The sequence below is a fragment of the Gemmobacter sp. genome, assembly GCF_016792925.1.
GTDB lineage: Bacteria > Pseudomonadota > Alphaproteobacteria > Rhodobacterales > Rhodobacteraceae > Gemmobacter.
On sequence record NZ_JAEULU010000321.1, the window covers coordinates 1 to 11,689 of the forward strand.

The window sequence follows — 11,689 nt, forward strand, 5'->3', positions numbered from 1 at the left end:
TCCAGCAGGTCAAGCCGCTGCAATTCGACGTGGCGTAAACCGCGCCACCTTTTGCACAATGCCGTGAAGGGCCGGGGTCTTCCCGGCCCTTTGCGCTTGCCGCTGCCCCGCCTGCGGCTAATCTGTGCCGGTTGCAGAAAGGTTTGACGATGGACAATTGGGACGAGATCCGCACCGCATTTCAGGTGGCCCGGCTGGGCACGGTCTCAGGCGCCGCCGAGGCGCTTGGCGTCCATCATGCCACTGTCATCCGCCATATCGACGCGCTGGAAAAACGTCTGGGCGCCAAGCTGTTCCAGCGTCATGCCCGGGGCTATACCCCCACCGAGGCCGGGCGCGACCTGCTCACCGTGGCCCAGACCACCGAGGATCACTTCGCCCAGCTTGCCAGCCGGATCAAGGGTCAGGGCGAGGTGGTCTCGGGCGAGCTGCTGGTGACCTCGATCACCGGCATCGCCGATCTGCTCAGCCCGATTTTCGGCAGCTTCCAGCGCGCGCATCCGCAGGTGATCATCCGCTTTCTCACCGATATGCGGGTGTTCCGGCTGGATTACGGCGAGGCCCATGTGGCGATCCGCGCCGGCAGCCAGCCGCAGGAACCCGATTACGTCGTGCAACCCTTGGTCCGGCTGCGCTCGGCGCTGTATGCCGCGCGCTGCTATGTCGAGGCCAATGGCCTGCCCGAAAGCGCCGACGATTTCCCGCGCCACCGCTTTGTCGGCAGCGACAATCTGGACAGCCGCGCGCCGTTCTACCGCTGGCTGCGCGCCCATGTGCCCGAGGAGGCCATCGCCTATCGCGCCACCGAACCGGATTCGACCAATCAGGCCGTGCGCGCCGGGCTTGGCCTCGGCTTCCTGCCGGTGCGCCATGCCGCAGCCGACCCCGACCTGATCGAGGTCATGCCGCCGCAATCGGATTGGGATGCGCCCTTGTGGATCGTTACCCATGTCGATCTGCACCGCACGTTGAAGGTGCAAAGTTTTCTCACCCATCTGCGGCAGGCCGCCGCCGCCTGGGCCGGGGTATGAGCCTTTCCGCGCAGGGCCAGGGCCATCTGGCGATGCTGGCCTTTTCGGCGCTGGTGGCGGGGTCCTTCTCGCTGGGCGCCCTGGCCGCGCCGCTGATCGACCCGGCGGCGCTCACCGTGCCGCGCTTTGCGCTGGCGGGCGCGCTGGTTGGCGCCGCCGCCTTTGCCAGCGGCAAGGTGACCCGCGCGGCGCTGGTGGCGCCTTGGCGCTATCTGCTGCTGGGCGGGCTGCTGGCGATCTATTTCGTGCTGATGTTCGAGGGGCTGAAAACCGCCCATGCCGTGCCTGCCGCCGCCGTCTTCACCCTGACGCCGCTGATGGCCGCCAGTTTCGGCTGGCTCACCCTGCGCCAACGCCTGACCCCGCGCATGGGGGCGGCGCTGGCCCTTGGCGCGCTCGGGGCCGCCTGGGTCATCTTTCGCGGCGATGCCAGCGCCGCCCTGCGGCTGGAGATCGGGCGTGGCGAGGTGATCTATTTCTTCGGCTGCGTGGCGCATGCGCTTTATGCGCCGCTGGTGCGCAAGCTGAACCGGGGCGAGCCCGCCGTGACCTTCACTTTCCTGATGATGGTGGCGGGCTTTCTGCTGCTGGCCGCCTATGGCGGGCGCGCCGTGCTGGCAACCGACTGGGCCGCCCTGCCCGTGATCGTCTGGATCTGCCTTGTCTATGTCGCCATCGCGGCCTCGGCCCTCACCTTTGTCGCGCTGCAATTCGCCTCGCTGCGCCTGCCTGCCGCCAAGGTGATGGCCTATACCTATCTGGTGCCCAGCTGGGTGATCCTGTGGGAAATCGCCCTTGGCCGCCCGCTGCCCCCGGCGCTGACCCTGCCGGGCGTCGGCCTCACCATGTTGGCCCTGCTGCTCCTGCTGAAAAACGAAGAGCCTGCCTGAATTCGCAAGGCATCTGTGCATTTGCGCAGGGCGACAAGGCCCCTCTGCCTGCCTATCTTGCGGCCAGACAACAGGAGACCCGCCATGGAATTCGGCCTCGACACCTTCGGAGACATCACCCGCGACGCCACCGGCGCGCTTTTGCCGCAAGACCAGGTGCTGCGCAATGTCGTGGCCGAGGCGGTGCTGGCCGATCAGGTCGGCGTTGATGCCATCAATCTGGGCGAGCATCACCGCGACGATTTCGCGATTTCCGCGCCCGAGATCCTGCTGGCCAATATCGCCGCCCGCACCGCGCGCATCCGCCTTGGCACCGCCGTCACCGTGCTGTCGACCGATGACCCGATCCGGCTCTATCAGCGCTTTTCCACCCTGAACGCCCTTGCCGAAGGGCGCGGCGAGATCATTCTGGGCCGGGGTTCCTTCACCGAAAGCTACCCGCTGTTCGGCTATGACATGCGCGATTACGAGCTGCTGTTCGAGGAAAAGCTGGCGATCTTTGCGCAGGTGAACAAGACCGGCGCCCTGAAATGGGAGGGCGAGCATCGCGCCCCCGTCTCGGTGCCCGCGATCTATCCGCCCGCCGGGCCGGGGGGCATCCGCAGCTGGATCGGTGTCGGTGGCAGCCCCGAATCCGTGGTGCGCGCCGTGCGCCATGACATGCCGATGATGCTGGCCATCATCGGGGGCGACCCGCGCCGCTTCCTGCCCTTCGTGAAGCTCTATCACGACGCGGCCGAGAAAATGGGCAAGCAATTTCAACCACTTGGCGTCCATTCCCCCGGCCTGATCGCCGAGACGGACGAGGCCGCGCGCGAGTCCGCCTTCACCGGCTACAAGGCCCTGCATGACCGCATCGGCCGCGAACGCGGCTGGCCGCCGATCACCAAGCAGGCTTTCCTGTCAGAGGTCGAGGGTGGCAGCCAATATGTCGGCAGCCCGGAGACCGTGGCGCAGAAAATCGCCGCCACGGTGCGCGCCTTGGGTTTGCAGCGCTTCAGCCTGAAATATTCGGCAGGCACTACGCCGCATGAAGACCTGATGCGCTCGGTCGAGCTTTACGGCACGCAGGTCATCCCCCGCGTGCGCGAATTGCTGGCCTAAAGCACCACCGCCGGTTCGGGCCGCGCATGGTCCACCGGCCCCAGATCGAACAGCTGCCCCGCCAGCGGGGCGGCTGCCAAAGCCGCCGCATCCATGCCCTCCTGCGCCGTGGTCGCCATCAGGCGCCCCTTCGCAAAAGCCGGGCAAGACACATGCGGCGCAGGCACCGCGATGGCGCGATCAAAGCGGCCATCGGGCAGATAGCGCGCCACCCGACCGGCGCCCCATTGCGCCATCCACAGCGCGCCGGTCGCATCCGTCACCGCGCCATCGGGCGACAGCCCCTCCTCGCTGAAATCGCGGAACACCTGCGCCGCGCCCTCCGGCCAGCCATCGGCATCCAGCGGCTGACGCCAGACGATATGCCGGGCCGTATCGGCGAAATAGGCTGCGTGACGATCCGGGGCAAAGCAGATCGCATTGGGAATGCTGATCTTTTCCGCCACCTGCCGCAATTCCCCGCGCCAGAAACGGTATACCGCCCCCGCGCCCGGCTCGGCCTTCTTGCCCATGGTGCTGATCCAGAACCCGCCCCAGGGGTCGGCCCGGCCGTCATTGCTGCGGGTCAGCGGGTTCTCGGCCTCCAGCGGCACGATCAGGCTGCGGGCGCCGGTGGCGATCTCGAACCGCCACAGCCCGGTCTCCGAAGCGATCAGCAGATGGCCAGCATCCAGCCAGCCCGCCGCCGAGTGAAGCTCCTCCAGCGGCCATTCCGCTGTGCCCTCCGGGCCGCGCGCCAGCAGGCGTTTGCCGATGATGTCGAACCAGAACAGCGTGTCGATCTGCGGGTGCCACAGCGGGCCTTCGCCCAGAAAACAGGGCCGCGCGTCAAAAACCTCAGCCATGCTGCACCGCCGCATCATAGGCCGCCACCAAGGCCCGGGCCTTGGCCGCCACCGTATCCGCCGCGTCGCCGGGTCGATAGAGGGCCGTGCCGATGCCAAAGCCATTGGCCCCGGCCCGCAGCCATTCGCCCAGATTATCAACCCCCGCGCCACCCACGGCATAGACAGGGCAGGCCATCGGCAACACTGCCTTCAATGCCGCAATGCCCGCAGGCCCCATGATCGAGGCCGGAAAGATCTTCAGCCCGTCGGCGCCAGCACGCAGGGCGGCAAAGCATTCGGTCGCAGTGAACACCCCCGGACAAGACAGCATCCCCGCCGCCTTGGTCGCCGCGATGACCTCCGGGTTGCAATCGGGCGAAACGACAAGCCGCGCGCCCATCTGCGCCAGCCGCCCGACATCCGCCGTGGTCAGCACCGTGCCCGCGCCGATCACCCCGGCCTCGCCCTGCGCGCGCAAGATCGCGGCGATGCTGTCAAAGGCATCGGGCGAGTTCAGCGGCACTTCGATCTGTGTGATCCCGGCCTCGATCAGCGCCGTCGCCACCGCGACGGCCTCGGGCGGGGTGATCCCGCGCAAAATGGCAATGATCGGACGGCTGCTCATCTCGGGCTCTCCTGCAATTTCCGATAGGCCGCGCACAGGCCCGCCAGCGTGACCGCCTCGGCGTCAGTCAGACTGGACGCTTGCCCGAACAGCTGCAAGGCCTGACGATAGCGCCCGGTCAGCGTGCCCGCGCCGATCAGCGTGACCGGCTGATCCTGCCACAACGCCCGCGTCGCAGCCAGTTCGGCTCCGATCAGCAGGCCCGACAGGCGGGCGCGCGCCGCATCCGGCGACAATTGCCCCAAAAGCCCGCCCGCGCGCAGCGAAAACAGCGCCGCCATCAGGCTGTCCGGCGCGGCCTGCATCTCGGCCACCGCCGCCACAAAGGCCGCATCCTCCCAACCGGCACCCAGACCGTGCCGCAGGACCGAATGCTGGGCCAGCAGCGCAAACAGCTCGCCCGTCAGGCAGGTCTGAAAGCTGCGCACCTCGCCAGCCGCGATACGCGCCCATTTCATATGGGTGCCCGGAAGGCCGATCACCCCGTCATAGTCCGGCACACTCGCCAGAAACCCGGCGATCTGGGTTTCCTCGCCCCGCATCACATCCGCCGGGTCCGCCTGCGACAGGCCCGGCACGATATGCAGCCGGAAGCGCGGATCCTCCGGCGCGACCGTCAGAAAGGGCGCATCCAGCGGGCGCGCGGGCACCGCCCGATAGGCCGCCTCGCGCCAGCCCTGCCGAGCGCCGACCATCCCGCAGGCCACCACCTCGGTGCGCTCCCGTCCCAGCCAGTCACCGATCAGCCGCAGCAAGGCCGCCTCGAAGGCCCCCGGCGCCAGCTTGCCCATCCCCTCCGCAGAGGACCGGCATTCTTGCGCCACCGCGCCCGACATGCGCCAGGCCCGCAATGCGGTGGTGCCCCAGTCAACGGCGATCCACGGGCTCATGACAGCCAATCGCCCTGAAGCATCGCCGCAGGCATGTTCTGGTAGGCCACGGGCCTCAGCCATCTGCGAATGGCCATGGTGCCCACCGAGGTTGCCCCGAAATTCGTCGAGGCCGGATAGGGCCCGCCATGAACCATGGCTTCGCTGACCTCCACCCCGGTGGGAAAACCATTGGCGAGGATACGCCCGGCTTTCCGCTCCAGCACCGGCAGCAGACGTTTTGCCATCGGCACATCCGTGTCATTCAGATGCAAGGTCGCCGTCAGTTGCCCGTCCAGACCCCGGGCGATTTGCTCCATCTCCTCAAATGATTCGGCCTCGATGATCAGACCAAGGCTGCCGAAAACCTCCTCTGCCAAAGCCGGTGTCTGCTGCCACACCGCTGCCTTCACCATGAACATCTGCGGCAGCGCGACACGGCCTTCGCAGGGCTGGTTTAGCAAGGGCTGCACCCCGTCTTGCGCCGCGATCCGCGCCCTGCCCGCCTCGAACGCACGCGCGATGCCATCGGTCAGCATCGTCTGCCCCGCCATCCTGGCCAGTTCTGCCACAACCGCCTGTGCAAACTCCTTTGCCTGATCGGCCAGAACGACCGCAATTCCCGGGTTGGTGCAGAATTGCCCCGCCCCCATGGTCAGACTGCCCGCCCAACCTGCGGCGATTCCCGCGCCACGTTCGGACATTGCGCCGGGCAAAATGAACATCGGGTTAACAGACCCCAACTCACCGAAAAACGGGATCGGGTCGGGCCGCGCTGCGCAAAGATCAAACAGGGCGCGCCCTCCGGCCAAAGATCCTGTGAAACCGACGGCGGTTATCAACGGATTTGTAACAAGTGCTGCGCCAATATCATGGTGCCCGCCCTGAATCAGCGCAAACACAGCCGGAGGAACATCGCATGACCAAATAGCCGCCAGAATCGCCTCTCCCACGATCTCCGAGGTTCCCGGATGCGCGGGATGCCCCCGCACCACGACCGGGCAGCCAGCCGCCAGCGCGGATGCGGTGTCGCCACCCGCCGTGGAAAAGGCCAGGGGAAAGTTCGAGGCTCCGAACACGGCAACCGGGCCGCAGGGGCGTTGCATCAGGCGGATTTCGGGGCGCGGCGCCGGTTGGCGCTCGGGCAAGGCCAGATCAACCCGACGGTCCAGATACTCCCCCGCGCGGATATGGCTTGCAAACAGGCGCAGCTGGCCGGTCGTGCGCCCGCGCTCGCCCTCCAGCCGGGCCGTGGCCAAGCCGGTTTCCTGATGGCCGATCTCGGTGATCGCGGCGGCGCGCGCCTCGATTTCGCGGGCGATCGCCTCCAGAAAACGCGCGCGCTCCTCGCGCGAGGTGGCGCTATAGGCCTCGAAGGCTGCCTCCGCGGCGGTGCAGGCTGCCGCCACCAAGTCCACAGTGGCGGTGCAGAACCGGTGCGCGGGGCCGCTGGCGGGATCGGAGGCAAAGCTGTCGGCGCTTGCAACCCACTCCCCTGCGATCAGATGACAGCCATGAGGCGTGTAAGACATTGGATTTCCTTTCAGAGGAGGAGGCTCTGACAGATCAGAATTCAAAAGCCGCCACTGTATTGCGGCGCCCGAGGGTCAGGGCATCGGCCACATGCACCATCGGCGCCAGATCGACATCCGATTGCCCGCGTGCCACCAGATCGGCCATCCGCGCATAAAGCGCCGGATATTCGCCCATGATCGTATCGGCACCGCCAGCGGGTTCGCCGTCAATCTCCAGCCGGTTGCCGCCCATACGCAGGGCCAAGCTGCCCTCCGGGGTCTCGACCTTGATGTCCCAGGTCTGCGGGCCGGTCTGGCGCCAGTCGAAATCGGCGCTGACGCCGCCCGAAAACTGCAAACGCGCGGCAATCGGGGTCTGACGATTGGCCGGGAAATCCAGCTCAGCCCCGGTCAGATGCACCGGCGCTGGCAGGATATGCGTCAGGATCGACAGCGCATTGATGCCGGGATCGAAGACGCCCATGCCGCCGGGCTCGAACACCCAATCCTGACCGGGATGCCATTTGCGCACATCCTCGCGCCAGGTGATCCGCGCCGCCGTGACCACCTTGCCCGCAAGCCAGGCCCGGGCGGGCTCCACCGCCTGCGCCATCCGGCTGTGCCAGGTGGTGAACAGCGTCAGGCCGCGCGCCGCCGCCATGGCCTGCAATTCATGCACCTCGGCCAGCGTCGCGCCGGGCGGTTTTTCCAGCATGACATGCCGCCCCGCCTGCAAGGCCGCCGCCGCATAGGCAAAGCGCGGCACCGGCGGCAGGCAAAGCGAAATCACTGGAATATCCGGCCGCTCGGCCAGCAGCGCCGCGAAATCGCTGTATGCCGCCACGCCCTCCACCGCGCCATGGCGCGAGCAGGTCGCCGCCAGCTCCCAGTCCGCGGCGGCAGTGATCGCCGGAACATGTTGATCCAGCGCGATTTTTCCAATCCCGACCAGAGCGACCTTCATTCAGTGCGAATCCTTGCCCACGTCGCGCCCGCGACAGCCTTTCAGGAAATCGAGATCGGCGCCGGTATCGGCCCCCTCGACATGCTGCTGATGCAACCAGGCATAGCCCGAGGCCGCGCGCTCATGCGCAGGCTGCCAGACCGCCAGCCGCGCGGCCAGCTCCTCATCCGAAATCTCCAGCTGCACCACCCGGTTCGGCACATCGAGCCGGATGAAATCGCCGTTTCGCACCACCGCCAAAGGCCCGCCCGCCGCCGCCTCGGGCGAGGTGTGCAGCACCACGGTGCCATAGGCGGTGCCCGACATGCGCGCGTCCGAAATCCGCACCATATCGGTGATCCCCTTGCGCAACACCTTGGGCGGCAGGCCCATATTGCCCACCTCGGCCATGCCGGGATAGCCCTTGGGGCCGCAATTCTTCAGCACCATCACGCAGGTCTCGTCGATGTCCAGCGCCTCATCGTTAATCTTGGCCTTGTAATCGTCGATGTCCTCGAACACGACCGCCCGCCCGCGATGCACCATCAGTGCGGGCGTCGCGGCCGAGGGTTTCAGCACCGCACCCTTGGGGGCCAGATTGCCCTTCAGCACCACGATGCCGCCCGATTGCGTCAGCGCCTTGTCGAAGGGCAGGATCACATCGGGGTTGTCGTTGCGCACATCCTTCACCTCGTCCCAGATCGTACCGCCCGAAACCGTCAGCGCCTCCTTGTGCAACAGCCCGGCCTCGCCCAGCCGTTTCAGCACCACCGGCAGGCCGCCGGCATAAAAGAACTCTTCCATCAGATACTTGCCCGAGGGCATCAGGTTCACGATGGTCGGCACGTCGCGACCGCAGCGGTCCCAATCCTCCAGCGTCAGGTCGATGCCCACGCGCCCCGCCATCGCAAGCAGGTGGATCACCGCATTGGTCGAGCCGCCGATGGCCGCATTGGTGCGGATGGCGTTTTCAAAGGCCGGTTTCGTCATGATGTCGGAGGGTTTCAGGTCATCCTTCACCATCTGCACGATGCGCCGCCCGGTCATCTGCGCCATCACGCGGCGGCGTGAATCCACCGCCGGAATCGCCGCATTGCCCGAAAGCGCCATCCCCAAAGCCTCGGCCATCGAGGCCATGGTGGAGGCCGTGCCCATGGTGTTGCAGGTGCCCGAAGACCGGCTCATCGAGGCCTCGGCCTCCAGAAACTCCTCCTGCGTCATCTCGCCCGCCTTCACGGCCTCCGAGAATTTCCACAGATGGGTGCCCGATCCCACCCGCTCCCCACGGAAATAACCGTTCAGCATCGGCCCGCCGGTCACCACGATCGAGGGGATGTCGGTCGAGGCGGCGGCCATGATCAGGCTGGGGGTCGTCTTGTCGCAGCCCACCAAAAGCACAGCACCGTCAATGGGTTGCGCGCGCATCGCTTCCTCCACCGCCAAGGCGGCAAGGTTGCGATACATCATCGCCGTCGGGCGGAAGGTGTTTTCCGAGGCCGAAAACACCGGCACTTCCACCGGAAACCCGCCCGCCTCCCAGACGCCCGCCTTCACCTTTTCCGCCAGCTCGCGCAGGTGGCCGTTGCAAGGCGTCAGGTCCGACCAGGTGTTCAGAATGCCGATCACCGGGCGCCCGTCGAACAAGTCATGCGGGTGGCCCTGATTTTTCAGCCAGCCGCGATGATAGATCGTATCGCGCGAGGTGCCGCCGAACCAATGTTGCGAGCGCAATTTGCGGGGCCAGGGGGCGGGTTTGAAACTCATTCTGGCCTCACAGTTTCTGGACGGTGACGGGGGCGGTTTGCGCGGGCATCTGCACCAGCGGGTTGCGCAGCGGCAGGCCGAAGGCGGGCACCTCGATCTCGAACTGGTCACCCGGCTGGCAGGTGATGCCATCGGCAAAGCTCAGCGTGGCGGTGCCGAAGAAATGCACATGCAGATCACCGGGTTGGCGGAAGATCGGGTATTTGAAATGGTGGTGTTCCAGGTTCGACAGGCTGTGGCTCATATTCGCCTCGCCCGAGACGAAGGGCTTTTCCCAGATCACCGCGCCATTGCGGCGGATGCGGCTTTGGCCCTCCACATGCTCGGGCAGATCGCCCACCAGCAGTTCCGGGCCAAAGGCGGCGGGGCGGAGCTTGGAATGCGCAAGCCACAGGTAATTGCCGCGTTCCGTCACATGGTCGGAAAATTCATTGCCCAAGGCGAAACCCAAACGGAAGGGCGTGCCATCGGCGCCGATCAGGTAAATGCCTGCGATTTCAGGCTCTTCGCCCGCGTCCAGCGCACAGCCCGGCGACACCAGCGGCATGCCCGGCGCGGCGGCGGCATGGCCATTGCCCTTGTAGAACCATTCCGGCTGCGCGCCAATGCCACCGGCCTCGGGGCGCCCGCCCTCCAGCCCCATGCGGAACATCTTCATGCTGTCGGTCAGGGTTTCCGGGTCGGCCTTGGCATGCATAGCGTTGCGGGTGGCCGCAGAGCCCAGATGGGTCAGGCCGGTGCCGGTCAGGTGCATGTGGCAGGGGTCGGGATGATCCACCGGCAGCAGCACCCGGCCCTCGGCCAGTGCGGCGGCCAGATCCACCGCCTCGCCCCGGCCACGCGCCGCCACCTCGGTGCCCAGCCCATGCCCGGCATCCATCGCGGCCTGCGCCAGCTCGATCACCGAGGCCACCCCCGGCACGACATGCGCCGCCGCCCCGATACGCGCCACCACGGCGCGGCTTTCCCCCTGACGGATTTGCGAAAGGAACATGGCTCAGCCCTGCTTCTGCTTGTTGTAGACATCGAAGAACACGGCTGCCAGCAGCACGAGCCCCTTGATAACCTGTTGATAATCAATGCCGATCCCCATGATCGACATGCCGTTGTTCATCACGCCCATGATGAAGGCACCCACGACCGCGCCCACGATCTTGCCCGAGCCACCCGACATCGAGGCCCCGCCGATGAACACGGCGGCAATCACGTCCAGCTCCACCCCAAAGCCCGCTTTCGGCGTGGCGGTGTTCAGGCGCGCGGCAAAAACCAGCCCGCCAAGCGCCGCCAGAACCCCCATGTTCATGAAGGTGTAAAAGGTCAGCCGCTCGGTCTTGATGCCTGACAGTTTCGCCGCTTTCTCATTGCCGCCAATGGCATAGACGCGGCGGCCCAGCGTGGTGCGCTCGGTCACGAAGGCATAGATCACCGTCAGCGCCACCATGGAGATCAGCACATTCGGCAGGCCCCGGAACCCGGCCAGCTTCCAGATCACGAACATCAGCGCGGCCGAGATCACGGCATTGCGGGCGGCGAAAAAGGCGAAGGGCTCCACCTCCATGCCATAGCGCGTGGCGCGGTTGCGCCCTTGCACCGCCAGCCAGATCAGCACGCCCACCGCAATCACCCCGGCCACCAGCGCGGTGACATTCGGCTTGTCCACCCCGAACAGGTCGGGGATGAAGCCGTTGGACAGCGCCTGAAACGATTTCGGGAAGGGCCCGATGCTTTGCCCGGCCAGCAGCCACAGCGACAGGCCGCGGAACACCAGCATCCCCGCCAGCGTCACGATGAACGAAGGGATGCGCCAGAAGGCCACGAAATAGCCCTGCGCCGCCCCGATCAGGGCCCCGACAGCCAGGCTCACCGGGATCACCACCCAGACCGGCAGCCCCCAGGTCACCAGCATCACCGCCGCCAGCGCGCCCACAAACCCCATGACCGAGCCGACCGAAAGGTCGATATGCCCGGCCACGATCACCATCAACATGCCAAGCGCCATGATGATGATATAGCTGTTTTGCAGGAACAGGTTGGTGATGTTCACAGGTTTCAACAGCGTGCCATCGGTCACGATCTGGAAGAACACCATGATGGCGATCAGCGCGAACAGCAGCCCGTAATC

The 11,689-nt window shown here is 66.4% G+C and carries 11 protein-coding genes; 3 read left to right on the forward strand and 8 right to left on the reverse strand.

The genetic code is table 11. From position 1 onward, the window contains the following. Positions 1 to 143: 143 nt before the first annotated feature. The 3 genes from JNN06_RS15970 (at position 144) to JNN06_RS15980 (ending at position 3,025) form a co-directional block, all read left to right on the forward strand. Positions 144 to 1,031, forward strand: a complete 888-nt coding sequence (locus JNN06_RS15970) for a LysR family transcriptional regulator (RefSeq protein ID WP_291240596.1) — start codon at positions 144 to 146, stop codon at positions 1,029 to 1,031. Further along, positions 1,028 to 1,921, forward strand: coding sequence for a DMT family transporter (locus tag JNN06_RS15975; protein ID WP_291240586.1), 894 nt, complete (start codon positions 1,028 to 1,030; stop codon positions 1,919 to 1,921). Before JNN06_RS15970 ends, JNN06_RS15975 begins: the two co-directional genes overlap by 4 nt. Positions 1,922 to 2,005: 84 nt before the next feature. Next, the gene (locus tag JNN06_RS15980; protein WP_291240587.1) at positions 2,006 to 3,025 is read left to right on the forward strand and encodes an LLM class flavin-dependent oxidoreductase; all 1,020 of its coding nucleotides are present in this window, start codon (positions 2,006 to 2,008) and stop codon (positions 3,023 to 3,025) included. Here JNN06_RS15980 and JNN06_RS15985 read toward each other — a convergent pair. The 8 genes from JNN06_RS15985 to mmsB all read right to left on the reverse strand — a co-directional run. Continuing rightward, on the reverse strand, positions 3,022 to 3,870 hold the full coding sequence (locus tag JNN06_RS15985; RefSeq protein ID WP_291240588.1) for an SMP-30/gluconolactonase/LRE family protein: 849 nt from the start codon (positions 3,868 to 3,870) through the stop codon (positions 3,022 to 3,024). The genes JNN06_RS15980 and JNN06_RS15985 overlap by 4 nt on opposite strands. Continuing rightward, complete coding sequence (locus JNN06_RS15990) at positions 3,863 to 4,477, reverse strand: 2-dehydro-3-deoxy-6-phosphogalactonate aldolase (RefSeq protein WP_291240589.1); 615 nt, start codon at positions 4,475 to 4,477, stop codon at positions 3,863 to 3,865. The genes JNN06_RS15985 and JNN06_RS15990 overlap by 8 nt, the downstream gene beginning before the upstream one ends. Next, positions 4,474 to 5,367 carry a 2-dehydro-3-deoxygalactonokinase gene (locus JNN06_RS15995; RefSeq protein ID WP_291240590.1) on the reverse strand — a complete coding sequence of 298 codons (894 nt, stop codon included), beginning with the start codon at positions 5,365 to 5,367 and terminating at the stop codon, positions 4,474 to 4,476. Before JNN06_RS15995 ends, JNN06_RS15990 begins: the two co-directional genes overlap by 4 nt. Beyond that, positions 5,364 to 6,878, reverse strand: a complete 1,515-nt coding sequence (locus JNN06_RS16000; protein ID WP_291240591.1) for an aldehyde dehydrogenase (NADP(+)) — start codon at positions 6,876 to 6,878, stop codon at positions 5,364 to 5,366. Before JNN06_RS16000 ends, JNN06_RS15995 begins: the two co-directional genes overlap by 4 nt. A 34-nt stretch (positions 6,879 to 6,912) precedes the next feature. Continuing rightward, on the reverse strand, positions 6,913 to 7,824 hold the full coding sequence (locus JNN06_RS16005; protein ID WP_291240592.1) for a Gfo/Idh/MocA family oxidoreductase: 912 nt from the start codon (positions 7,822 to 7,824) through the stop codon (positions 6,913 to 6,915). Then, the gene (gene araD / locus JNN06_RS16010) at positions 7,825 to 9,567 is read right to left on the reverse strand and encodes an L-arabinonate dehydratase (protein ID WP_291240593.1); all 1,743 of its coding nucleotides are present in this window, start codon (positions 9,565 to 9,567) and stop codon (positions 7,825 to 7,827) included. 7 nt (positions 9,568 to 9,574) lie between these two features. Beyond that, a complete protein-coding gene (gene araD1, locus JNN06_RS16015; protein ID WP_291240594.1) occupies positions 9,575 to 10,561 on the reverse strand; it encodes an AraD1 family protein in 987 nt (328 codons plus the stop codon). Between the two features lie 3 nt (positions 10,562 to 10,564). Beyond that, the coding region (gene mmsB, locus JNN06_RS16020; RefSeq protein WP_291240595.1) for a multiple monosaccharide ABC transporter permease at positions 10,565 to 11,689 on the reverse strand (1,125 nt) is incomplete at its 5' end.

Bases quoted from the DNA above. Each gene is read 5' to 3' on its own strand.
- JNN06_RS15990 (WP_291240589.1), bottom strand. From the start codon at position 4,477: ATGAGCAGCCGTCCGATCATTGCCATTTTGCGCGGGATCACCCCGCCC.
- JNN06_RS15995 (WP_291240590.1), bottom strand. From the start codon at position 5,367: ATGAGCCCGTGGATCGCCGTTGACTGGGGCACCACCGCATTGCGGGCC.
- araD1 (WP_291240594.1), bottom strand. From the start codon at position 10,561: ATGTTCCTTTCGCAAATCCGTCAGGGGGAAAGCCGCGCCGTGGTGGCG.
- JNN06_RS15985 (WP_291240588.1), bottom strand. From the start codon at position 3,870: ATGGCTGAGGTTTTTGACGCGCGGCCCTGTTTTCTGGGCGAAGGCCCG.
- araD (WP_291240593.1), bottom strand. From the start codon at position 9,567: ATGAGTTTCAAACCCGCCCCCTGGCCCCGCAAATTGCGCTCGCAACAT.
- JNN06_RS15980 (WP_291240587.1), top strand. From the start codon at position 2,006: ATGGAATTCGGCCTCGACACCTTCGGAGACATCACCCGCGACGCCACC.
- JNN06_RS15975 (WP_291240586.1), top strand. From the start codon at position 1,028: ATGAGCCTTTCCGCGCAGGGCCAGGGCCATCTGGCGATGCTGGCCTTT.
- JNN06_RS16000 (WP_291240591.1), bottom strand. From the start codon at position 6,878: ATGTCTTACACGCCTCATGGCTGTCATCTGATCGCAGGGGAGTGGGTT.
- JNN06_RS16005 (WP_291240592.1), bottom strand. From the start codon at position 7,824: ATGAAGGTCGCTCTGGTCGGGATTGGAAAAATCGCGCTGGATCAACAT.